Below are 23,825 nucleotides of genomic sequence, written 5' to 3'. Positions count from 1 at the left end.
GCCGACATCAATCGACTGGAGCAAGGCATGGGCTGGGACTTGGCAACGCCATTCATCATCGATCTGCAGGTTGGCGCTGAAGACATCGACGGCCTCGGGCACGCCAACAATGCGGTGTACGTGTCGTGGCTGGAGCGTTGCGCCTGGCGCCATTCCCAGCGCCTGGGGCTGGACCTTACCGAATACCGCCGGCTCGACCGCGCCATGGCCGTGGTGCGCCATGAGATCGACTACTTGGCGGCCGGCTACGAAGGTGATGAGCTGCAGCTGGCGACCTGGATCGTCGAATGGGACCAGCGCCTGAAGATGACCCGCCGTTTCCAGCTGGTCCGTCCTCGCGACGGCGCGACCTTGCTGCGCGCGCACACCACGTTTGTCTGCATCGAACTCTCCACGGGCAAGCCCAAGCGTATGCCGGCCGAATTTCTCGACGGCTACGGTCCCGCGCTGACAGGGGGTTAACGTTTTTTGCAGGAAACCCAGTAAACTGCGCCACGATTTTTGTTGAGTGTTTTCCATGCAAATTGCTTTGGCGCCCATGGAGGGGTTGGTCGACAACATCCTGCGCGATGTGCTGACCCGCGTGGGCGGTATTGACTGGTGCGTGACCGAGTTCATCCGCGTCAACGACCGCCTGCTGACCCCCGCCTATTTCCACAAGCTCGCCCCGGAACTGCTGCACGGTGCCCACACCGCGGCGGGCGTGCCGTTGCGTGTGCAGCTGCTGGGTTCCGACCCGGTGTGCCTGGCCGAAAACGCCGCGCTGGCGTGCGAGCTGGGTTCCCAGGTGATTGACCTGAACTTCGGCTGCCCGGCCAAGACGGTCAACAAGTCGCGCGGCGGCGCCGTGCTGCTCAAGGAGCCGGAGCTGCTCAATCAGATTGTTGAACACGTGCGCCGTGCCGTGCCCGCGCATATCCCCGTGACCGCCAAGATGCGCCTTGGCTTCGACAGCCCGGACGGTGCGCTGGTGTGCGCTACGGCGCTGGCTGAAGGCGGCGCGGCGCATATCGTGGTGCATGCGCGTACCAAGACCGACGGCTACAAGCCGCCGGCCCACTGGGAGTGGATCCCGCGGGTGCAGGACGTGGTCAAGGTGCCGGTGTTCGCCAATGGGGATATCTGGAGCGTCGAAGACTGGAAGCGTTGCCGTGAAATCAGCGGCGTCGAAGACATCATGCTTGGTCGCGGCCTGGTGGCACGGCCTGACTTGGCGCGCCAAATTGTGGCAGCCAAGGCGGGCGAAGAGGTGGTGGAAATGACCTGGGCGCAGATGCAGCCGATGCTTCAGGCGTTCTGGACCCAATCAGTGGCGCAGCTGACTGAAAAGCAGGCGCCTGGCCGGTTGAAGCAATGGCTGGCGATGCTGACGCGCAATTATCCCGAAGCAGTGGTGCTGTTTACCGCCTTGCGGCGCGAGACGGATTTGAAGAGCGTCAGCCACCTGCTGGGCATGCAACACCCCATTGCAGCCTGATTGTTCACGTTCACTAAAAAAGGGTGCCATTGGCGCCCTTTTTTCGTTTGTGGGCTAGCACAAAAAATTGGCGAACAGGCGGTTTAATCTTGTCGGTGAGTTGCATGCCTGCAGTGTATTAACGGGTGTGACGATTTTTTAGCGCCAAGATCGGCTTGCCTCGCGGTTTGTCGCGATAGTTCATGCGGCAAAGTCTGATAACGCGCATTGGTTTCCTTATATGAGCTGCGATTGGCGGAACTCGATAGCCTAACTTTCCACGAAAGTAAGGACTGTGAAGCAACGTGGTTGTTTTCAGCTATTAACACTCTCACTTCTCTGGTCCGCTGATACGGCCAGGCTCTGTTGAATAAGGAATTGCTAAATGTCGCTGTCGGTTAATAATCCATCGTTCATGAAAGTTAATGCGTCTGTCCTTGATCGAAACAGTATTTCATCCGCTAAGTTTGCTGAAACGACAGAGGTGCAGGTTTCCGGTGCGCGTGTTGCCAATACGCCGCTGAGTACTGATAACTCCCGGTTCTCGCCCAACGAACTGATGATTCCGGGTGCTGCGCTCACGCGGTTATTTGACATGCTCGAGCAGGTTTTCAAGGCTATACGCGAAATGGTCGCCGGAAAGGATTTAACGCCCGCGCTGCTGTCCGGCCCGGGCGTTGTGCCAGACGCCAAGCCTGAGGCGCGCACGTTGCCGGTGAATTCCGAGGTCGCCAAGCAGCCGAGTTCGCCGGATGTAGGCAACTTGCCGGCGAAACCGCAGGTGCCGGAGCCGCAAGCGAAGCTGCAGCTGATGGACGCTGCACTGGTAGTGCCCACTGCTCTCAAAGCGCCAGCTGCGCTACCACATCTGCCCGCGCCCGAGCCGGCGATTACCGTGACGAATGACGGTAAGACCAACGTACACGTCAATGTGAACGCCGGTCATTGCCATTGCACGGATGCGCAGGCGGTTGTGAACAACGTCCCACGACTGAAGCGTGTGCTGGATCTGTCGCCATTGCCTGAAACCGCCCCGCAACCGGGGATCAAGCCGGGTGTAACACCGGACGTGAAGGCTGATATCACGCCAGAACACACCCCTGAGGTACCCGGCACCGTCACGCCTGAAGCCGAGTCGGATACCAAGCCTGGCGTGCCGCCTGCGCCAAAGACCGAGATCAAGCCAGACCACACACATGCGGTGCCAGGCATCGTCACGCCGGTGGTTAAGCCAGAGCCAACGCCCTCCGTGGTGCCGGACGTCGCTCCAAAGCCCTTGCCTGATACGCCGGTTCCGGACTTAACCAGCCCAGGCCCGGTTGAAGATTATTTTGATCCAAGAAACTGGCGGTTAAATACCAAGCCAATGTTTAAGGCCTGATAGTCCCACACTTGGTTTAACTTCTTGAAGCGTGCAGGCGCCTCTGTGGCTATAAGTTGCGAAGAGGCGCCTGCTCTATGGGGGGAATATGTCTAACTGTTTAATTAATAATATCGCGCGTGTCATCGATGTCAGGCAGGTGATCAATAGTGATTTAACAAGTGCCAATCATGCAGCGGATGTTCACTTGAGCGTGATTGAAAGAAAGACTGCTGCAACTGTTTGTCGGCCATCTATCAACGGTTCAGCACGTCGGGTGCGCGGCGTTAATGAACGTGATGCGGTGCAGTCGTTTGCGGTGCTGTTGAGTTCTTTATTGACTCAGATATTGAGGGCGTTGTCGGCCACCAAAGATAAGTTAGTCCCCGTTATACCCACGCCACCGGTCAATCCGTCGGTAGTGCACGAGCCGGTCACTCCCAGGCCCAATTCCGAAGCCGCGCTCGCGTGCCTTTCAAACAAGCGCGGCGGTGCGAAGCCGGACAACATCTGGAGTGGGTTTCGCCAAGGCCCCGATGGCAACTGCGTGACGGTGTCGGCGATCAAGGCGGCGATGCACCGATTTGGTCAAAGCCCCACGGATATCTACCAACAAGTCACGCGCCTCAGCGGCGGTTATCGAGTGGTGATGCGCGATGACTTTCAGCTCACGCTGACTGACCGTGAATTGGCCGAAGGTGCGCGAGGCGCCAGGTTCAGAGGGCACGACAAGGGCATGCTCAAGGATGCGCAATTTCTGTTTGCGGTCAGTGCCAAGCGTGCACAGATGGAAAACAACGATTACACGGCGGGCAGAAGTTATCAGGCGGCGATTCGCAGCCTGAATAACGGTGAGGATGAGCGTGGGCCAGGGGAGGGGTTCATGCGGCTGGGGCTGCGCGAGCACATGAAAACGGTCTCTGTGCGGGAACTCGCCCGTGGGCAATTGGGCATGTGCAATCGCACCGGGCATTCGGTGGCGGTGATCAACGGCCGCGAAGAGTTGTGGGGGCGCAGGGGCGCCACGCCTGCCCGCGGTCAGGCGATAGCGCTTTTCTAGGGGGGCGACCACAGGCGATGCGGGCGGCTCAACCCATCGCAGCGTCGCCCCGCCCCGATTGTGTTTTGCAGGTTATTGCTTCGGTAAGTCTCAGGAAATCAGTGAATGAATATCACAGCAAGTAATGGCCCAGGCTCGCCGGCCAACGGGTACGACGACGCGGCTTCGGTGTTTTCGTCAAAACGTGCGGGGGAAAAACCTGCGCATATCATCCGTGCATTCAATGCGGCGCGGGGGGAGTTTGGCGAGCACTTTGACACCAGCACCCACGCAGCCGTCATCAAACTGATGATGACAACCTTCGGGCAGCACCCGGCTGGCATGTTCAATGCGCTGACTGCCACGGGCGATGGCTATCACATCACCATGAAGGACGAGTTCAAGGTTCAGTTGTCTCGCCAGGAGTTGGCGCAGGCGACGCAGGCTTCGAGGTTCAGTGGCGACGATAGCGGGGCAGTCAAGGATGCCAACTTTGTGTTCGCGGCGTTCGTAAAGCGCAAGCAACTTACCGGCAATTACCCGACGTTTGAAGCCGCGCTGGCAAAAACGCTGGAGGGCGAAACCGTCCTGCGGTGTTTGCAGGGTATGGGCCTGTTCGGCCTGTGCCAGTACGTGCCGTCAAGTGTCATGCAGGCAAAGGGTGCGGTAGGGGTCATGGAGACTCACAGCTTTGGCTCGGCGCTGGTGATGGACGGTGTAAGCCATTATTACGACGAGCGGCGCCAGACCACGCAGGGTTACGGGTACGTGTTGTTCGACGACAAGCCGGCGGCACCCGACAACGCCCGGCAGGTGTCCGATGTCGTGTCCGGCATGACGCCCGAACAGATCTGGGGTGGTTTTTATCAGGGCGTGGAAGGCAATTGCGTCACGGTGTCGGCGATCAAGGCGGCGATCATCCGGTTCTGGCAGGACCCCCAGGGAATCTATAAGCGCATCCAAGTCACCCCCGACGGTTTTGAGGTGGTCATGAGGGACTCCTTCACGCTGACGGTGACCCATGATGAGCTGCGCCAGGCCATCGTCGCGTCAAACTTCCACGGCAGCAATACGCAGTTGATCAACTACGCCAACTTCTTGTACGCGGTCAGTGCCAAGCGCGCGCACCTGGAAAATAACGACATGCGCGCCGGGCAGAGTTATGCAACGGCCCTGCACACCCTCAACGACGGCGAGTACCCGGGGGAGGCGCTCCGGCGGCTTGGGTTGTACGCCTATATACGTGAAAGCACGGTTGAAGAACTGGCCCGGGGCGCGGTCGGCACGCTGGCGGACACCGGCCACTCGGTCGCGGTCATCAATGGCGCGCTGGATTTCTATGGGCGAAAGCAGGACCTGGCGTCATCGCGATGGATGAACGGCGGGTTTCGCGCATTGAAGCTGGTGTAAGGGTCACACCAATAGCTTCCTGAACGCCTCGATGGGCAGAGGCCGGCTGTGTAAATACCCTTGGAACAAATGGCAGCCCAGCTTTTGCAGGAATGCCAGTTGTTCCGGGGTTTCCACGCCCTCGGCGATCACTTCCAGGTTCAAGCTGCGCGCCATGGCGACGATGGCGCGGATGATTTCGGCATCGTTGGGGTCGTGGGTGGCGTCGCGCACAAAGGACTGATCGATCTTCAACGCATCCACCGGCAGGCGCTTGAGGTAGGTCAGCGACGAGTAGCCGGTGCCGAAGTCATCCATGGCAAAGCTTACGCCGAGTTTTTTCAGGCGGCGCATCTTGGCCACGGTGTCATCCAGGTTCTGGATCACGATGCCTTCGGTGATTTCCAGTTTCAGCAGGCTATACGGCAGGTGATGCTGCTTGAGGCAGCGCTCCACCCGCTCCACGAAGTCGTTCTGGCGAAACTGGCGCGGGCTTATATTCACGCACAGGCTGAAATTCAACGGGTCCACCAGGCCATCGGCGATCAATTGGGCAAAGGCGCCGCAGGCTTCATCAAGAATCCAGGTGCCGACTTCCAGGATCAGGCCGCTGTCTTCCAGCACTTTGATAAATTCGGTGGGTGACTGCGCTCCCAGTTGCGGGTGCTGCCAGCGCACCAGCGCTTCGGCACCGATGATGCGGTTGCCGCGCGCATCCACTTGAGGCTGGTAATGCACGCTGAACTCACCGCGTGACAGCGCCAGACGCAGGTCGGTCTCCATGCGCAGGCGTTCACTGGCGGTTTTCTGCATGCTGTTATGAAACATCTGCGTGGTGTTGCGTCCTGAATCCTTGGCCCGATACAGCGCAATGTCGGCACGCTTGAGCAGGTCTGAGGGTGTCGAGCCGTGGTCGGGGATCAGCGCCACGCCAATGCTCGGCGTGACCTGCAGGCGATGGCCATCGAGGAACATCGGTTCCGAGAGCAATTCGCGCAGGGTGTCCGCCAGTTCCTGTACCTGAGCGCTGACTTCCACGCGTGTACCTTCCAGGCCGCTGAGCAGCACCACGAACTCATCGCCGCCCAGGCGCGCCACCGTATCTTCCATGCGCACGCTGGCTTCGAGGCGTGCGGTGACGATTTTCAGCACGGTGTCGCCCACCGGGTGGCCGAGGGAATCGTTGATGTGCTTGAAATGATCGAGGTCGAGAAACAGCAGGGCGCCCCTCAGGTTATGGCGTTTGAGCAGGGCGATCTGCTGGCTCAGGCGGTCCATCAGCAATGCACGATTGGGCAGGTTGGTCAGCGGGTCGTGATAGGCCAGGTGACGGATCTGCGCCTGGGCGTTTTTCAGCAGGCTCACGTCCCGCGCCGTCAGCAGCAGGCACGGCGTTTCATTGAGGGTGATCGGTTCGACCGACACCTCCACGGCCAACAATTCGCCACGTTTGTTGTGCCAAAGCATTTCCAGGTGATGAATTCGGCCCTTGATCTGCAGTTCGGCCAGCAGCGCCGCACGCTGATTCTCATCAGCCCAGATGCCGATCTGATACAGCGTCAGGCCGATGGCCTCCTCGGCGCGGTAGCCGGTGAGGCGGCAGAAGCCGTCATTGACCTCCACATAACGGCCGGTGTCACGTTCGGTGATGGAGATGGCGTCGGGGCTTGAATGGAAGGCCTTGGCGAATTTTTCTTCGCTGGCCTTAAGGGCGGCCTCGGAGCGTTGTTGCTGGGTGATATCGCGCAGGGTCGTGACGATGCAGGGTTGGTCGCCCACCTTGATCAAGCGGCTGGAAATCACGCAGGTCAGGCTTTGGCCATTTTTGTGATGCACCCCAATGGCGACATTGTTTAATGACTGCTCGCGAATCACCCGCTCGATACGTTGCAGGCGCTTGCTCGAGTCATCCCACAGCCCGATCTGGTCGGCGCTTTTGTCGAGCACCTCGGCGGCGGTCCAGCCAAAGGCCTGCGTAAACGCGGGGTTGATTTCGATAAAGGCACCGCTGTCCAGGTAGGTCACGCAGATCGGGTCGGGGCTGGCCTGGAACAGGCTGGCGAACTTTTCTTCGGAGGCGGTGATGCGCTGCTCGCGTTCCACCTGGTCGGTGATATCCAGCAAGGTGCCGGCCATGCGCAACGGTTTGCCCGATTCGTCGCGATACAGCCGCGCGCGGCTTTCCAGGTAACGAGCGCTGCCGTCCTCCATCTGGACGCGGTAGGTCAACTGGTAGTTGCCGCCCGGGCCTTCACGCAGGCTGCGATAGGCGTTGCGCATGCCCTCGCGTTCTTCATCGGACATGCCTTCAAAAAACGCATCGAAAGGTTCGTGAAACGGCAACGCCTCCAGGCCGTGCAGTTGCGCTGCGCGGGCCGAGCCATAGAGCATGCCGCTGGGGATATGCCAGTCCCAGGTGCCCAGCTGTGCCGAATCCAGGGCCAGGTCAAGGCGCTCCTGGCTGTCCTTGAGCGCCTGCTCGGCGTTTTTGCGTTCGGTGGTGTCGACAAACGTGCTGATCAGGTAGGCCTCACCCTCCAGCTCGACTTTTTGTGCGCTCAAGGTGCCGTCGTGGATCTGGCCGTTGCTGGCGCAGAACTGCACTTCCATGCTGATGGGTTCGCCCTTGCGTTGGGTGGCCCTGACCAGCAGCGCACGCTGTTGCGGGTCACGCCACAGGCCCAGGTCCAGCGTGGTGCGGCCGATGGCCTGGGCCACGGGCCAGCCGAAGAGCATCTCGAAATACTGGTTGGCTTCGCTGATCAGGCCGTCGGCCTGGCGGGTCAGCAGGACCATATTGGGGCACAGATGAAACAGCGTGGCGAAGCGTTTTTCCGAGTGGATAAGGGCGTGCTCGCGCTCGCGCTGGCGAGTGGTTTCGCGGATCACGCCGATCATGCGGCGCCGGCCGGTCTTGTCCGGTGCCAGGCTGCCGTTGATTTCCAGCCAGTGATGGCTGCCATCCGGCCATTGGATGTGGTGGTGCATGGCCTGCTCAAACGGCTCGCCCGCCAGCACGGCGTGAAAGGCCCGCACCACGCGCGCGCGGTCCGACGGCGCGAGCAGATCCAGGTAATCCAGGTCTTTGGGCAGCGGCTGGCGCGGATCGTAGCCGAACAGCGCCTGGGTGCCGCGTGACCAGCTGATCCTGCCCGTGTCGATTTCCCAGCACCACGCGCCCAGGCGGGCAGCGTTGAGGGCTGCCAGCAACTGCGGGGCGCTGTCCCAGCTTCGTTCCGCCTCTTGAGGGTCCAGGGCGTAAATGCGGGGCAGGGGTGGCACGGAATCGACGGGGTTGCGCATTATCAAAGGGCCTTGGCTCAATGGGGGTTCGGCGCGGTTTATTCAGGCCTTGAGGCCGCACAGCTTCATGCCGGTGTCCCTGGCAGATCGACCTGTGCATCCAATAGGCTCATGAAAGCCCGCGCAGCGTTCGACAGCGTCCTTTCGGTGTGCACGATATAGCCTAGCTGGCGACTGAGCTGTATGCCCGGCAAAGCGATACTTGCCACCTGTTCATCAAGCATGGTGCGCGGCAACACGCTCCAGGCCAGGCCGATGGACACCATCATCTTGATGGTTTCCAGGTAGTTGGTGCTCATGGCGATATTCGGCGTCAGGCCCTGGGCTTCGAACAAGCGGCTGACAATATGGTGGGTAAAGGTGTTGCCACCGGGGAAGACCGCCGGGTGTTTGGCGATATCGGCCAGGTTGACCGTGCCATTGGCGGTCAGGCTGTGCTCGGGCGCCACCACGAAATCCAGCGGGTCGTCCCACACCGGTGTGGCGCGTACCAGGTTGTGCGGATCGGGCGCCAGGGTAATAACGGCCACTTCAGCGCGGCCATGGAGGATTTCCTCGTAGGCCACTTCCGAATCGAGGAACTGAATATCCAGCGCTACATTTGGGTACTCGCGGGTAAAGGTGCGCAAAATCGGTGGCAGGCGGTGCAGGCCGATGTGGTGGCTGGTGGCCAACGTCAGGCGGCCGCTGACTTCGCCGGTCAGGTTGGTGAGCGCGCGGCGGGTGTCGTCCAGCACATTGAGAATCTGATAAGCACGTGGCAGCAGGGCGCGCCCGGCCTCGGTCAGGCCGACTTCACGGCCCAGGCGGTCGAATAAACGTACCTTTAATTGTTGTTCCAGCCCGGCAATGCGCTTGCTGATGGCCGGTTGGGTCAGGTGCAGGCGTTCACCGGCGCCGGAGAAGCTGCCGGTCTCGGCGATGGCAATAAAGGCATTAAGGTTGGCCAAGTCCATTGAAGTATTCCAGTTGGTAATCCAAAGCATAAAAAATATGAATTTGAGTTATTTAATGTAGCGCCATACCATCAGCCTCACAAGCCAAAGGGTTATTGAATGTCTCAAGGCCCGGGGCATAGAAAGACCGATGATGAGGACCGACTGATGGCCGGCAAAACGCTTTACGACAAGCTTTGGGATTCCCATGAAGTGAAACGGCGCGACGATGGCTCGTCGCTGATCTATATCGACCGTCACATCATCCATGAAGTGACCTCGCCCCAAGCGTTCGAAGGCCTGCGGCTGGCCGGGCGCAAGCCTTGGCGCGTCGACTCGATCATCGCCACCCCGGACCACAACGTACCGACCACCCCGGAGCGCAAGGGCGGCATCGAGGCCATTGCCGACCAGGTGTCGCGTTTGCAGGTGCAAACCCTCGACGACTATTGCGATGAATATGGCATCACCGAATTCAAGATGAATGACGTGCGTCAGGGCATCGTGCACGTGATCGGCCCGGAGCAGGGCGCCACCTTGCCAGGCATGACCGTGGTTTGCGGTGACTCCCACACCTCCACCCACGGCGCGTTCGGCGCTCTGGCCCATGGCATCGGCACCTCCGAGGTGGAACATGTGTTCGCCACCCAGTGCCTGGTCGCCAAAAAGATGAAGAACATGCTGGTTAAAGTCGAAGGCACCTTGCCGTTCGGCGTGACCGCCAAGGACATCGTGCTCGCCGTGATTGGCAAGATCGGCACCGCCGGCGGCAACGGCCATGCCATCGAGTTCGCCGGCAGCGCCATCCGCGACCTGTCCATCGAAGGCCGCATGACCATCTGCAACATGTCCATCGAAGCCGGTGCCCGTGTCGGCATGGTCGCGGCAGACGAAAAAACCGTCGAATACGTCAAAGGCCGCCCATTCGCCCCGCAAGGCGCCGATTGGGACGCAGCGGTCGAAGCCTGGAAAGACCTGGTCTCCGACGCCGATGCGGTGTTTGACACCGTGGTCGAACTCGACGCCGCCCAGATCAAGCCGCAAGTCAGCTGGGGCACCTCGCCGGAAATGGTCCTGGCCGTTGACCAGAACGTGCCGGACCCGGCCAAGGAAACCGACCTGGTCAAGCGTGGCTCCATCGAGCGCGCCTTGAAGTACATGGGCCTGAAAGCCAACCAGGCGATTACCGACATCCAGTTGGACCGCGTGTTTATCGGTTCTTGCACCAACTCGCGGATCGAAGACCTGCGCGCCGCGGCGGTGATCGCCAAAGGCCGCAAAGTGGCCTCGACCATCAAGCAAGCCATCGTGGTGCCAGGTTCGGGCCTGGTCAAAGCGCAAGCCGAAGCCGAGGGCCTGGACAAGATCTTCCTTGAGGCCGGTTTTGAATGGCGCGAGCCGGGCTGCTCCATGTGCCTGGCGATGAATCCGGACCGTTTGGAGTCGGGCGAGCATTGCGCGTCCACGTCCAACCGTAACTTCGAAGGGCGTCAGGGCGCCGGTGGGCGTACCCACCTGGTCAGCCCGGCCATGGCCGCCGCCGCTGCCGTCAACGGTCGTTTCATCGACGTTCGCGAATTGATCTGAGGAATACCCGATGAGAGCTTTTACCCAACACACCGGTCTTGTCGCGCCGTTGGACCGTGCCAACGTCGACACCGACCAGATCATTCCCAAGCAGTTCTTGAAGTCGATCAAGCGCACCGGCTTTGGCCCGAACCTGTTCGATGAGTGGCGCTACCTGGACGTGGGCTACGCCTACCAGGACAACTCCAAGCGCCCGTTGAACAAGGATTTTGTGCTCAACGCCGAGCGTTACCAAGGCGCCAGCGTATTGCTGGCCCGCGAGAACTTCGGCTGCGGCTCCAGCCGTGAACACGCGCCGTGGGCCCTGGAAGAATATGGCTTTCGCAGCATCATCGCGCCGAGCTACGCCGACATCTTCTTCAACAACAGCTTCAAGAACGGCTTGCTGCCGATCATCTTGAGCGACGCCGAAGTGGACGAGCTGTTCAAGCAGGTCGAAGCCGATGTCGGCTACCAACTGACCGTTGACCTGGCCGCGCAGACCGTGACCCGTCCGGACGGCAAGGTCTATCACTTTGAAGTCGATGCGTTCCGTAAGCACTGCCTGATCAATGGCCTGGACGATATCGGCCTGACCTTGCAGGACGGCGATGCGATTGCCGCGTTTGAAACCAAGCACCGGGCGAGCCAGCCCTGGTTGTTTCGCGATGTCTGATTTGCGGTAACCGTGCGGGCCCCATCGCGGGCAAGCCCGACTCCCACCTTGGAATGCATTCCAACAGTGGGAGCTGGCTTGCCTGCGATAGCGCCCGTACAACCACCCCAAAACCCAAGGAAAGCCACCATGACCAACACCGCCCACACCCAAGTCGTGCAAAAACAATTCGGCGAACAGGCCTCGGCCTACCTGAGCAGTGCCGTGCACGCTCAAGGCAGCGAATTCGCACTGCTGCAGGCCGAACTGGCCGGGCAGGGCGCCGCACGACTGCTGGACCTGGGTTGCGGTGCCGGGCATGTGAGCTTCCACGTTGCGCCGCTGGTTAAAGACGTGGTGGCCTACGACCTGTCCCAGCAAATGCTCGACGTGGTGGCAGCCGCCGCAAAAGAGCGTGGCCTGAACAACATCCGCACCGTGCATGGCGCCGCCGAGCGCCTGCCATTTGCCGATGGCGAGTTCGACTTCGTGTTCAGCCGTTACTCGGCCCACCACTGGAGCGACCTTGGCCTGGCCTTTCGCGAGGTGCGTCGGGTGCTCAAGCCTGGCGGCATCGCGGCATTTGTCGATGTCTTGTCACCGGGCAGCCCGCTGTTGGACACTTACCTGCAAACCGTCGAAGTGCTGCGCGATACCAGTCACGTGCGCGATTACTCCGCCGCCGAATGGATGCGCCAGCTCAGCGAAGCCGGCTTGCACGTCCGCAACAGCAGCCGTCAGCGCCTGCGCCTGGAATACACCTCGTGGGTGGAGCGCATGCGTACACCCGAGGTATTGCGCGCCGCGATCCTCGAGTTGCAGCAGGCGATGGGCCAGGAAGTACGCGATTACTACGAGATTCAAGCCGACGGCACCTTCAGCACCGACGTGCTGGTGGTGTTTGCCGAACGCTGATTAATTTTCCCGACCTGCCCACGGGCGGGTCGCTTGATGAAACGAGGAACGCATGAGCAAGCAGATTCTGATTCTTCCTGGCGACGGTATTGGTCCGGAAATCATGGCCGAAGCGGTCAAAGTCCTGGAATTGGCCAACAGCAAGTACAGCCTGGGCTTCGAATTGAGCCACGACGTGATCGGCGGCGCCGCCATCGACAAGCACGGCGTGCCCCTGGCTGACGAAACCCTGGACCGCGCCCGTGCTGCCGACGCCGTACTGCTCGGCGCCGTGGGCGGCCCGAAGTGGGACAAAATCGAACGTGACATCCGCCCGGAGCGCGGCCTGCTGAAGATTCGCGCGCAACTGGGCCTGTTCGGCAACCTGCGTCCGGCGATTCTGTACCCGCAGCTGGCCGATGCATCGAGCCTCAAGCCGGAAGTGGTGGCGGGCCTGGACATCCTGATCGTGCGCGAGCTGACCGGCGGTATCTACTTCGGCTCGCCACGCGGCGTGCGTGAGTTGGAAAATGGCGAGCGTCAGGCCTACGACACGCTGCCGTACAGCGAGAGCGAGATCCGCCGTATCGCCCGTGTCGGTTTCGACATGGCCCGCGTGCGCGGCAAGAAGGTCTGCTCGGTCGACAAGGCCAACGTACTGGCCTCCAGCCAACTGTGGCGCGAAATCGTCGAAGAAGTGGCCAAGGACTACCCGGACGTCGAACTGAGCCACATGTACGTCGACAACGCCGCCATGCAGCTGGTACGTGCACCCAAGCAGTTCGACGTGATCGTCACCGACAACCTGTTCGGCGACATCCTGTCCGACCAGGCGTCGATGCTCACCGGTTCCATCGGCATGCTGCCGTCGGCGTCCCTGGACACCAACAATAAAGGCATGTACGAGCCGTGCCACGGTTCGGCGCCGGACATTGCAGGCCAAGGCATTGCCAACCCGTTGGCGACCATCTTGTCGGTGTCGATGATGCTGCGTTACAGCTTCAACCTGAGTGAAGCGGCGGATGCGATCGAGAAGGCTGTGAGCCTGGTGCTGGACCAGGGTTTGCGCACCGGCGACATCTGGTCGCAGGGTTGCACCAAGGTTGGGACGCAAGAAATGGGCGACGCAGTAGTCGCCGCGCTGCGGAATCTGTAATCTCTCGGGCCCGCTTGCAGTTGTTGCTGCAAGGCGGCCCACTTTTTAACAAGGTGTAGTTGCGATGAAACGTGTAGGTCTGATCGGTTGGCGCGGTATGGTCGGTTCCGTGCTCATGCAGCGGATGCTGGAAGAGCAGGATTTCGATCTTATTGAGCCGGTGTTTTTCACCACGTCGAACGTGGGTGGCCAAGGGCCGTCCGTGGGCAAGGATATTGCTCCGCTCAAAGACGCCTACAGCATTGAAGAGCTCAAAACCCTCGACGTGATTTTGACCTGCCAGGGTGGCGACTACACCAGCGAAGTCTTCCCCAAGCTGCGCGAAGCCGGCTGGCAGGGTTACTGGATTGACGCCGCCTCGAGCCTGCGCATGCAGGACGACGCCGTGATCATCCTCGACCCGGTGAACCGCAAGGTGATTGACCAGCAGCTGGACGCTGGCACCAAGAACTACGTGGGCGGCAACTGCACCGTCAGCCTGATGCTGATGGGCCTGGGCGGCTTGTTCGAAGCTGGCCTGGTCGAGTGGATGAGCGCCATGACCTATCAGGCGGCCTCCGGCGCCGGCGCGCAGAACATGCGCGAGCTGATCAAGCAAATGGGCGCCACCCACGCCGCTGTGGCTGATCAACTGGCCGACCCTGCCAGCGCGATCCTCGACATCGACCGTCGTGTGGCCGAAGCCATGCGCAGCGATGCCTACCCGACCGAAAACTTCGGCGTGCCATTGGCCGGTAGCCTGATCCCATGGATCGACAAGGAACTGCCGAACGGCCAGAGCCGCGAAGAGTGGAAGGCCCAGGCTGAGACCAACAAGATCCTCGGTCGCTTCAAGAACCCGATTCCGGTGGACGGCATCTGCGTGCGCATCGGCGCCATGCGCTGCCACAGCCAGGCGCTGACCATCAAGCTGAACAAAGACGTGCCGATCGCCGATATCGAAGGGCTGATCAGCCAGCACAACCCATGGGTCAAGCTGGTGCCGAACAACCGCGACATCAGCATGCAGGAGCTGAGCCCAACCAAGGTCACCGGCACCCTGAATGTACCGGTTGGTCGTCTGCGCAAGCTGAACATGGGTACTCAGTACCTGGGTGCGTTCACCGTCGGCGACCAACTGCTGTGGGGCGCGGCTGAACCGCTGCGTCGCATGCTGCGGATTTTGCTGGAGCGTTGATCGCTGCTGGTGAGTGAGAAACCCGCGTTCTGGTGACAGGCGCGGGTTTTTTATTGCTCTTGAGGGCCTCATCGCAGGCAAGCCAGCTCCCACATTTGACTGTGTTCACAAATCAAAATGTGGGAGCCGGGCTTGCCCGCGATGGGGCCATCAGCCTCACCCCAGGGCCCAGCCCAATTGCCTCACCCCCAACCACCCGGTAAAGTGCCGCTCCCCCCGCAATGCCCGAGGCAGCCACCATGACCCAGACCTTTGAAATCGCCGTGATCGGTGCAACCGGCACCGTGGGTGAAACCCTGGTGCAGATTCTCGAAGAACTGGATTTTCCGGTAGGCACCCTGTATCTGCTGGCGGGCAGCAACTCGGCCGGCGCCTCGGTGCCGTTTCGCGGCAAAAACGTGCGGGTCAAGGAAGTTGATGAGTTCGACTTCAAAAAAGCCCAGCTGGCCTTCTTCGCGGCAGGCCCGGCGGTGACCCTGAGTTTCGCACCACGCGCCACGGCGGCTGGTTGCTCGGTGATCGACCTCTCCGGCGCCTTGCCGGCCGATCAGGCACCTCAGGTCGTGCCGGAAGCCAACGCGCATATTCTCAAGGGCCTGAAAAAGCCCTTCCAGCTCGGCAGCCCGAGTCCGTCCGCCACCAACCTGGCGGTGGTTCTGGCGCCGTTGCGCGGCGTGCTGGATATCCAGCGCGTCAGCGTCACTGCCAACCTGGCCGTTTCGGCCCAGGGCCGCGAGGCCGTCAGCGAGCTGGCCCGTCAGACCGCCGAGCTGCTGAACGTGCGCCCGCTGGAGCCGAAGTTCTTTGATCGGCAGATGGCCTTCAACCTGCTGGCGCAAGTCGGCACGCCTGACGCCAAAGGTCATACAGCCTTGGAGAAACGCCTCGTACACGAACTACGCGCGGTGCTGGAAACACCTCTGCTAAAGATTTCCGCAACCTGCGTTCAAGCCCCGGTGTTTTTTGGCGATAGCCTGACAGTGTCTTTGCAGTCGGGCGCGCCGGTCGACCTGGCCGCTGTCAACCGTGCACTGGAGGCAGCGCCGGGGATCGAGCTGGTGGAAGAGGGCGACTACCCTACGGCCGTTGGGGATGCGGTCGGCCAGGATGTGGTCTACGTTGGACGAGTGCGTGCGGGCGTTGACGACCCGGCGGAACTAAATCTGTGGCTGACGTCAGATAACGTACGCAAGGGCGCGGCATTGAACGCCGTGCAGCTGGCGCAGTTGTTGATAAAAGGCCTTGTGTAAAAGATACTTGGCGGCAATTTGTAGATTGATTCTAGCCAGGCGCTATGCTTGGCCCCAAGCGAAACAGAAGCGCGTCGGTAACCTATCGGCTCGCCATGCCTTATGGCAGCGGTTACCAACCTTCTCGCAGGCCGGGGAGTGTTCAAACAAAGGATGAGGCTATGGTTCAAGTTCGCAAACTGGTGTTAGCAATAGCGGCCGCCTCGGCGCTGTCTTCCGGTATGGCGCAGGCGCTGCAGCTTGGGGAGATGACCCTCAAGTCGAAGTTGAACCAGCCGTTGGCGGTGGAAATCGAATTGCTCGATGTCGGCGGCCTCACCGCCTCCGAGATCACCCCGAGCCTGGCGTCTGACCAGGCGTTTGTGGACGCCGGCGTGGATCGCCAGGCGTTTCTGAATGACCTGACGTTTACCCCGGTGATCAACCCCAATGGCCGCAGTGTGGTGCGCGTCACCTCCAGCAAGCCGCTGCCTGATTCCTATGTACGTTTTCTGCTTCAAGTGCAATGGCCCAACGGCCGCCTGATGCGCGACTACAGTGTGCTGCTCGACCCGGCCAAGTTCGAGCAGCCGGCACCGACCGCCAGCGCACCTGCACCGCGCTTGAGTGCGCCGACCCAGTCGGCACCTGCCAATACGGCGCCCCCAGTCAGCAAAGCTGCGCAGCACACCACGACTTCTCGCGATACCTTGTGGGAAATTGCCGCGAAGAACCGTAACGGCGCATCGGTCCAGCAAACCATGCTGGCGATCCAGGCGCTCAACCCTGATGCTTTCATCGACGGCAATATCAACCGCCTGAAAACCGGCCAGGTGCTGCGTCTTCCGGATCGCCAGCAAGCCACCAGCTTGCCGCAGCCGGAGGCGATTGCCGAAGTCACTGCGCAAAATGCCGCCTGGCGCCAGGGGCGTCGCACGGCCAATAATCAGGCCGCCGGCAAGCAGCAACTCGACGCCACTCGGCGCACCCAGGCAGGCGATGCGCCCTCGAGCAGCAATGCCAAGGACAATTTGAGCCTGGTGTCGGCCGAGTCCGCCAAGAAAGGTGCAAAGGGCAGGGCCGCTGATGGTCGTGCGTTGAGCGACAAGCTGGCGATGACCCAGGAAGAACTGGACACCACGCGCCGCGACAATGCCGAGCTGAAAAGCCGCGCAGCCGACCTGCAAAGCCAGCTGGACAAGCTGCAAAAGCTGATTCAACTGAAAAACGATCAACTGGCCAAGTTGCAGGCTCAGGGCGGTAACCCGGCAGTGCCGGGCACTGCGCCCGCGACAGCAACCATCCCCGCGCAGCTGCCAGGTGAGCCTGCGGCCACTGCGGCGGCTGCGCCGGCACCCGATGCGACGCCGGCTGCCGTGGTGGCTACGCCCGAGCCGATCAAGGCGGATGCCGCGCCGGCGAGCACCACCGAAGGTAAATTCAACGATCTGCTGACCAACCCGATTGTCCTTGGGGTCATCGGCGGTGCTGCCGGCTTGCTGGTGTTGTTGCTCCTGCTGCTGTGGGCCCGTCACCGCAACGCCCGCCTCGAAGAGGAAAAGCACCTGCGTATGGCGCGGGCGCTGGCTGAAGAGCCACAGTTCTCGCCGAGTGTGGATCACGACCTGCCACCGGACAGCTTCGAAGGCCTGGAAGTGCCGCCGCCGAACGTCAAGCTGGCTGCTGCGCCAGCGCCTGCCCCCGTGGTTGAGCCTGTCGTGGTGCCGAGCGTGGCTTCCGTGCTGGCGCCGTTGGCGGTCGCCGTAGCCCCGGTAAACTCCAGCGACGCGCTGGCACAAGCTCAATCCCATATCGACCGTGGTCACCTGAATCAGGCCGCCGATGTGTTGGAGCAGGCGATCAAGCGCGAGCCCAAGCGCAGTGACCTGCGTTTGAAGCTGATGGAAGTCTACGGTCTGCAGAGCGACAAGGACGGCTTCGTCACGCAAGAGCGTCAACTGGTGGCCACGGGCGAAAACCACGCTCAGGTCGAGCAGCTCAAGAGTCGCTTCCCGGCCATGGCCGTGTTGGCCGCGGGCGTCAGTGCTGCGGTGGCCGCGGCGGCGCTGGACGCTCAATACGTGAAGAACCTGCTCGAAGACAAACCGGCAGCACCGGCCCCGGAACCCGACGCGTTCGATACGGATTTCGACTTGAGCCTGGACGATCTGGAAGCCGCTTCGCCGGCCGTGGTCAGCCCCAAGGATGAGTCGAGTTTCGAGTCGGTCCTGCAGCGCCAGACGCAAGCCAAGCCTGCACCGGATGATGTGTCGGACTTCGATCTGGACTTGCAGCTGGACGCGCCGTCGTCCACGCAATCGGACGATGACTTCCTCTCGGGCCTTGAAGACCAGATGAAGGATGTGCCGGCCGTTGAGCCGCCGACCCTTACCCCTGCCGCACTGGATGATTTCGACCTGCCGGAAGACTTCGACCTGTCCCTGGCTGACGAACCGCAAGCGCCGCCGGCCGCCAAGCCGGATGCCTTCACGTCCGAGCTGGACGATGTCAACGCTGAGCTCGATCGCCTGTCCCAGAGCCTCGAGCATCCGCCGATCGAGCCTTCCTTTACCGCTGAAGATGCGGCGTTGGGCGCTGATGAGCCGGAATTTGATTTCCTCTCTGGCACCGATGAAGTGGCCACCAAGCTCGACCTGGCCCAGGCGTACATCGACATGGGCGATGCCGACGGCGCGCGCGACATCCTGTCCGAAGTGCTGACTGAGGGCGACGAAGCCCAGCGCGGTGAAGCCAAGGAAATGCTCGGCAAAATCTGAAGGGTGGTGTAACACCAGTGTGGGAGCGGGCTTGCTCGCGAGCGTGACGTGCCGGTTAGCTGATTGAGCGACCGGCACGTTGCATTCGCGAGCAAGCCCGCTCCCACAGTTGGTTTGGCGTGTGGCCTCGCAACAAAAGCGCCCCTCATGCGTGCGCCGCCTTTATAATGGCCGCCTTTGCGCAACTCATCGGGCTCTCAGTTCTTGGCAAATATAGATAACGCGGCCGCCGAAATGGCGGCCGCAGGCTTTAACCGCATCGCCCTGGGCGTGGAATACAAAGGCTCACGCTATCGCGGCTGGCAGCGCCAGGCCTCGGGTGTGTTGACGGTGCAGGAAACCCTCGAAAATGCCTTGTCCAAGGTCGCCGACTCGCCGGTGTCGCTGATGTGCGCCGGGCGAACCGACGCCGGTGTGCACGCCTGTGGCCAGGTAGTGCACTTTGACACCCAGGCCGAGCGCACGATGAAAGCGTGGGTGATGGGCGCCAATATCAATTTGCCCCATGACGTCAGCGTCACCTGGGCCAAGGTCATGCCTGCGCATTTTCATGCGCGCTTCAAGGCGATTGCCCGGCGTTATCGCTACGTGATCTACAACGACCAGATCCGTCCGGCGCACCTCAACCAGGAAATCACCTGGAACCATCGCCCGCTGGACGCCGAGCGCATGGCCGAGGCCGCGCAGCATTTGGTCGGTGTGCATGATTTCAGCGCGTTTCGTGCCGGCCAGTGCCAGGCCAAGTCGCCGATCAAGGAAGTCCATCACCTGCGGGTGACCCGTCACGGCAAGATGATCGTGCTGGATATCCGCGCCGGCGCCTTCCTGCACCATATGGTGCGCAATATTGCAGGCGTGTTGATGACCATCGGCACCGGCGAGCGCCCGGTGGAGTGGGCCAAAGAAGTGTTGGAAAGTCGCATCCGCCGCACAGGTGGGGTGACGGCGCATCCTTTTGGCCTGTATCTGGTGGACGTGGAGTACCGCGACGAGTTCGAATTGCCGGATCGTTTCATCGGGCCACACTTCCTCACAGGTTTCAGCGAACTTGGCGGCTGACGCCCGGAATAGCTTTTGTTACCATCCGGGACTTTCTCGGTTCAACCCCTGAGGTTTCTACGACATGTCAGCCGTTCGCAGCAAGATTTGCGGGATCACCCGCATAGAAGACGCGCTGGCGGCAGTCGAGGCGGGGGCGGATGCCATCGGTTTCGTGTTTTATGCCAAGAGCCCACGGGCGGTGAATGTGTTGCAGGCGCGTGCAATCATCGCCGCGTTGCCGCCGTTCGTGACCACCGTGGGCTTGTTCGTCAACGCCAGTCGCTGCGAGCTCAACGAAACCCTGGATGCCGTGCAGCTGGACATGCTGCAGTTTCACGGCGACGAAAGCCCCGACGAGTGTGAAAGCTACCAATGTCCGTATATCAAGGCGCTACGCGTCAAGGCCGGGGATGACATCGCCGCCGCGTGTGCTGCCTATACTGGCGCTCGTGGCATTCTGTTGGATACCTATGTCGAAGGCGTGCCGGGCGGTACGGGCGAAGCATTCGACTGGACGCTGATTCCCGAGGGGCTGAGCAAGCCGATTATCCTGGCCGGCGGGCTCAACCCCGAGAATGTCGGGGCTGCCATCGAGCAGGTTCGGCCGTACGCCGTCGACGTCAGCGGTGGGGTGGAGCAGGGCAAGGGCATCAAGGATCACCACAAGATTCGCGCATTCATGCAAGCGGTGCGCAACAGCAGTAGCGCGATGTGACGGCTCGCAGTCTGCCGCCGTCCATAACTACCACTGTGTAAAACAGCATCGGCGCCGCCTGCGGGAGGCCCGGAAATGTAGTGGCAACCCGCGCTGCAGGTTGTCTGGAAGGCTGAGGATACAGGCAGGAAGTGGCTGGTCGAACGTCTGACCCCGTCCAGCCTGTGTCATCGCCACATATGAATTTAGCTCAAGGGCATACGCGGGGCTGTGTTCAAGCCACCGGTACTGGAGAAAGAAAGCATGAGCAACTGGTTAGTAGACAAACTGATCCCTTCGATCATGCGTTCCGAGGTGAAGAAAAGCTCGGTTCCTGAAGGTCTGTGGCACAAGTGCCCATCCTGCGACGCGGTGCTGTATCGCCCGGAGCTGGAAAAGACCCTGGACGTTTGCCCCAAGTGCAACCACCACATGCGTATCGGCGCCCGCGCCCGCATCGACATTTTCCTCGACGCCGATGGCCGTGCCGAGCTGGGCGCTGACCTGGAGCCGGTTGACCGGCTCAAGTTCCGCGATGGCAAGAAGTACAAGGATCGCCTGACCGCCGCGCAAAAGCAGACCGGTGAAAAGGACGCGCTGATTTCCGTCAGCGGCAAGTTGCTGGGCATGCCGGTGGTGGTGTCGGCGTTTGAGTTTTCCTTCATGGGCGGCTCCATGGGCGCCATCGTCGGTGAGCGTTTCGTACGTGCCGCCAACTACGCCCTGGAAAACCGTTGCCCGATGATCTGCTTCGCCGCCTCCGGTGGCGCGCGCATGCAGGAAGCGCTGATTTCCCTGATGCAAATGGCCAAGACCTCCGCGGTACTGGCGCGTCTGCGTGAAGAAGGCATTCCGTTCATCTCCGTGCTGACTGACCCGGTCTATGGTGGCGTTTCCGCCAGCCTGGCGATGCTGGGTGACGTGATTGTCGGCGAACCCAAGGCCCTGATCGGCTTTGCCGGCCCGCGCGTGATCGAGCAGACCGTTCGCGAAAAACTGCCGGAAGGTTTCCAGCGCAGCGAGTTCCTGCTGGAGCACGGCGCGATTGACATGATCATCGCCCGTGGCGAGCTGCGTCCACGCCTGGGTAACCTGTTGGCGCAAATGATGGGTCTGCCGACGCCCGTGTACGTCGCGCCTAAAGTCGAACCGATCGTTGTACCGCCGGTGCCTGCAAACCTATGACCCAACGTACCCTGGGCGAATGGCTCGCCTACCTTGAGCAGTTGCATCCGTCAGCCATCGACATGGGCCTGGAGCGCTCGCAACAGGTAGCGGCCCGCCTCGGGTTGGGCCGGCCGGCACCGCGTGTGATCACGGTGACCGGCACCAACGGCAAAGGCTCTACCTGTGCCTTTGTCGCGGCGCTGCTGCAAGCCCAAGGGCTGAAAGTCGGTGTCTACAATTCCCCGCACCTGCTGCGTTACAACGAGCGGGTGCAGCTCAATGGTGTAGAAGCCACTGATGAGCAGCTCTGCGAAGCCTTCGCCGCACTGGATGCCGGGCGCGGCGAAATTTCCCTGACCTACTTCGAAATGGGCACCCTGGCGGCGTTCTGGCTGTTCGAGCGTGCGCAATTGGATGTGGTTGTCCTGGAAGTCGGCCTGGGTGGGCGTCTGGACACGGTCAACGTGGTGGATGCCGACCTGGCGTTGGTCACCAGCATTGGCGTCGACCATGCCGACTACTTGGGCAATACCCGCGAGTCGGTCGCCTATGAAAAGGCCGGGATCTTCCGCCAGGGCAAGCCTGCCCTGTGTGGTGATCTGGACCCGCCGCAACCCTTGCTCGACAAGGTGCGCGAGCTGGATTGCCCGTTTTACCTGCGCGGCCGCGAATTCAATCTCGACATCGGTGCTCAACATTGGCAATGGCGTGGGCGTGATGCGCGCGGCCAGGTGGTAGAGCTGCATGATCTGCCGCTGCTGAACCTGCCCATGGAAAACGCTGCGCTGGCGTTGCAGGCTTACCTGCTGCTGGATTTGCCGTGGCATGCCGAGCAGATTGCCGCGACATTGCTGGCCACTCGGGTGGTCGGGCGCCTGGATCGTCGCACCTTCGAGTGGGAGGGCAAGCGCCTGAACGTGCTGCTGGATGTGGGGCACAACCCGCATGCCGCCGAGTACCTGGCACAACGCCTGTCGCGTACGCCGCCGGTGGGTCGCCGCCTGGCGGTGTTCGGGCTGTTGGCTGACAAAGACCTGGGCGGCGTGGTTGCGCCGTTGCTGGACAATGTCCAGGCTTGGGCGGTTGCGCCGCTGGATACGCCGCGCAGTCGGCCGGCCGCTGAATTGGAAACGGCCTTGCAGAACCTTGGTGCGCCAGTGGCGTCGTATGCAAGCGTCACCGCTGCGTTTGAAGCGCAGTGTGCGGTGGCAACGGCCGAGGACGAGATTCTGTTGTTCGGATCATTTTATTGTGTTGCCGAGGCGCTAGAGTGGTTGGCCCGGCGCTCCACGGAGGAAGCTGCACATGGCATTACTGGATAGCGCATACAAGCAGCGAATGGTTGGAGCCCTGGTGCTGGTGGCGTTGGCGGTGATTTTTCTGCCGATGCTGTTTTCGCGTCAGGACGAGCAGCGCCAGGTAGTTGTTGAGGCGCCGGCTGCGCCCCAGGCTCCGACGGTACCGCAAGTTCAGGTCGAGCCGGTGGTGGTGCCCGAGCCGCAGGCGTTGCCTGAGGAGCCTATGCCGAGTGATGCGGATGTGGCTGCGCAGCAGGCGCCGAGCATGCCGGTGCAGCCGAGTGTGCCAGTGGTCAAGTCTGCACCTGCGCCCGCTCCGGCAGCGCCTGCGGTTGCCGCCAAGCCGGCCGCGCCGGCACCAGCGCCCAAGCCGGTTGCGCCGCAACCTGCCGCGCCGGGCAAGCCGGACGTTGGTCAAAGCCGCATCGATCCCAATGGCCTGCCGATCACTTGGTCGATCCAGCTCGCCAGCCTGGCCAATCGCGAGAGCGCCGAAGCCTTGCAGAAAAAGCTGCGTGCTCAGGGCTACAACGCCTATATCCGCAGTGCCGATGGCAAGAACCGGGTGTTTATCGGGCCGCTGATCGAGCGCGCCGAGGCCGATCGTCTGCGCGACTTGCTGGGTCGCCAGCAGAACCTGAATGGTTTTGTGGTGCGTTTTCAGCCTGAGCGCGGCTGATTTCACCCCC

At 61.5% G+C, this 23,825-nt stretch carries 19 protein-coding genes; 17 read left to right on the top strand and 2 right to left on the bottom strand.

All coding sequences use genetic code 11. The features are described 5' to 3' along the window. Positions 1-27 precede the first annotated feature (27 nt). The 5 genes from L8K08_RS06675 (at position 28) to L8K08_RS06655 (ending at position 5,265) form a co-directional block, all read left to right on the top strand. Positions 28-462 (top strand): thioesterase family protein, encoded by a 435-nt coding sequence (locus L8K08_RS06675; RefSeq protein ID WP_242195224.1) that lies wholly within the window; start codon positions 28-30, stop codon positions 460-462. 55 nt (positions 463-517) lie between these two features. Next, positions 518-1,477, top strand: coding sequence for a tRNA-dihydrouridine synthase family protein (locus tag L8K08_RS06670; RefSeq protein ID WP_242195221.1), 960 nt, complete (start codon positions 518-520; stop codon positions 1,475-1,477). 364 nt (positions 1,478-1,841) lie between these two features. Continuing rightward, entirely contained in the window at positions 1,842-2,837 is a 996-nt protein-coding gene (locus L8K08_RS06665) for a hypothetical protein (RefSeq protein WP_242195218.1), read from the top strand. Between the two features lie 88 nt (positions 2,838-2,925). Then, positions 2,926-3,876 (top strand): CsgG/HfaB family protein, encoded by a 951-nt coding sequence (locus L8K08_RS06660; RefSeq protein ID WP_242195215.1) that lies wholly within the window; start codon positions 2,926-2,928, stop codon positions 3,874-3,876. A 105-nt stretch (positions 3,877-3,981) separates the two neighbouring features. Beyond that, positions 3,982-5,265, top strand: a complete 1,284-nt coding sequence (locus L8K08_RS06655) for a hypothetical protein (RefSeq protein ID WP_242195212.1) — start codon at positions 3,982-3,984, stop codon at positions 5,263-5,265. 3 nt (positions 5,266-5,268) lie between these two features. Here the strand turns inward: L8K08_RS06655 and L8K08_RS06650 are convergent, their stop codons facing one another. Then, positions 5,269-8,547 (bottom strand): EAL domain-containing protein, encoded by a 3,279-nt coding sequence (locus tag L8K08_RS06650; protein WP_242195205.1) that lies wholly within the window; start codon positions 8,545-8,547, stop codon positions 5,269-5,271. Positions 8,548-8,612: 65 nt separating this feature from the next. Beyond that, positions 8,613-9,503 (bottom strand): LysR family transcriptional regulator, encoded by an 891-nt coding sequence (locus L8K08_RS06645; protein WP_106576678.1) that lies wholly within the window; start codon positions 9,501-9,503, stop codon positions 8,613-8,615. Between the two features lie 147 nt (positions 9,504-9,650). Here L8K08_RS06645 and leuC point away from each other — a divergent pair, with 147 nt between their 5' ends. The 12 genes from leuC to L8K08_RS06585 all read left to right on the top strand — a co-directional run bounded on the left by leuC (position 9,651) and on the right by L8K08_RS06585 (position 23,815). After that, the gene (gene leuC / locus L8K08_RS06640) at positions 9,651-11,069 is read left to right on the top strand and encodes a 3-isopropylmalate dehydratase large subunit (RefSeq protein WP_145166122.1); all 1,419 of its coding nucleotides are present in this window, start codon (positions 9,651-9,653) and stop codon (positions 11,067-11,069) included. 10 nt (positions 11,070-11,079) lie between these two features. Further along, on the top strand, positions 11,080-11,724 hold the full coding sequence (leuD, locus tag L8K08_RS06635) for a 3-isopropylmalate dehydratase small subunit (RefSeq protein ID WP_242195201.1): 645 nt from the start codon (positions 11,080-11,082) through the stop codon (positions 11,722-11,724). Positions 11,725-11,853: 129 nt separating this feature from the next. Next, a complete protein-coding gene (locus tag L8K08_RS06630) occupies positions 11,854-12,618 on the top strand; it encodes a class I SAM-dependent methyltransferase (RefSeq protein WP_242195198.1) in 765 nt (254 codons plus the stop codon). A 52-nt stretch (positions 12,619-12,670) separates the two neighbouring features. After that, the gene (leuB, locus tag L8K08_RS06625; RefSeq protein ID WP_021491199.1) at positions 12,671-13,753 is read left to right on the top strand and encodes a 3-isopropylmalate dehydrogenase; all 1,083 of its coding nucleotides are present in this window, start codon (positions 12,671-12,673) and stop codon (positions 13,751-13,753) included. A gap of 64 nt (positions 13,754-13,817) precedes the next feature. Continuing rightward, entirely contained in the window at positions 13,818-14,930 is a 1,113-nt protein-coding gene (gene asd, locus L8K08_RS06620) for an aspartate-semialdehyde dehydrogenase (protein WP_058412147.1), read from the top strand. A gap of 239 nt (positions 14,931-15,169) precedes the next feature. Next, positions 15,170-16,180 (top strand): aspartate-semialdehyde dehydrogenase, encoded by a 1,011-nt coding sequence (locus L8K08_RS06615; protein WP_242195194.1) that lies wholly within the window; start codon positions 15,170-15,172, stop codon positions 16,178-16,180. Positions 16,181-16,341: 161 nt separating this feature from the next. Further along, complete coding sequence (locus tag L8K08_RS06610) at positions 16,342-18,936, top strand: FimV/HubP family polar landmark protein (protein WP_242195191.1); 2,595 nt, start codon at positions 16,342-16,344, stop codon at positions 18,934-18,936. Positions 18,937-19,170: 234 nt separating this feature from the next. Further along, the gene (gene truA / locus L8K08_RS06605; protein ID WP_106576685.1) at positions 19,171-19,995 is read left to right on the top strand and encodes a tRNA pseudouridine(38-40) synthase TruA; all 825 of its coding nucleotides are present in this window, start codon (positions 19,171-19,173) and stop codon (positions 19,993-19,995) included. A 64-nt stretch (positions 19,996-20,059) separates the two neighbouring features. Next, complete coding sequence (locus L8K08_RS06600; protein ID WP_242195188.1) at positions 20,060-20,692, top strand: phosphoribosylanthranilate isomerase; 633 nt, start codon at positions 20,060-20,062, stop codon at positions 20,690-20,692. 243 nt (positions 20,693-20,935) lie between these two features. Then, positions 20,936-21,856: an acetyl-CoA carboxylase, carboxyltransferase subunit beta gene (gene accD / locus L8K08_RS06595; RefSeq protein WP_106576687.1), complete on the top strand. Its 921-nt coding sequence runs from the start codon at positions 20,936-20,938 to the stop codon at positions 21,854-21,856. Then, a complete protein-coding gene (folC, locus tag L8K08_RS06590; protein WP_242195185.1) occupies positions 21,853-23,160 on the top strand; it encodes a bifunctional tetrahydrofolate synthase/dihydrofolate synthase in 1,308 nt (435 codons plus the stop codon). The genes accD and folC overlap by 4 nt, the downstream gene beginning before the upstream one ends. Continuing rightward, positions 23,144-23,815 (top strand): SPOR domain-containing protein, encoded by a 672-nt coding sequence (locus L8K08_RS06585; protein ID WP_242195182.1) that lies wholly within the window; start codon positions 23,144-23,146, stop codon positions 23,813-23,815. The genes folC and L8K08_RS06585 overlap by 17 nt, the downstream gene beginning before the upstream one ends. Positions 23,816-23,825 lie beyond the last annotated feature (10 nt).

The sequence above is a fragment of the Pseudomonas sp. TREG-RG-20F-10-E-6-01 genome, assembly GCF_022662455.1.
Classification (GTDB): domain Bacteria; phylum Pseudomonadota; class Gammaproteobacteria; order Pseudomonadales; family Pseudomonadaceae; genus Aquipseudomonas.
Note: the sequence above shows the minus strand (reverse complement) of the source record. Positions and strands in the feature narration are given on the sequence as shown.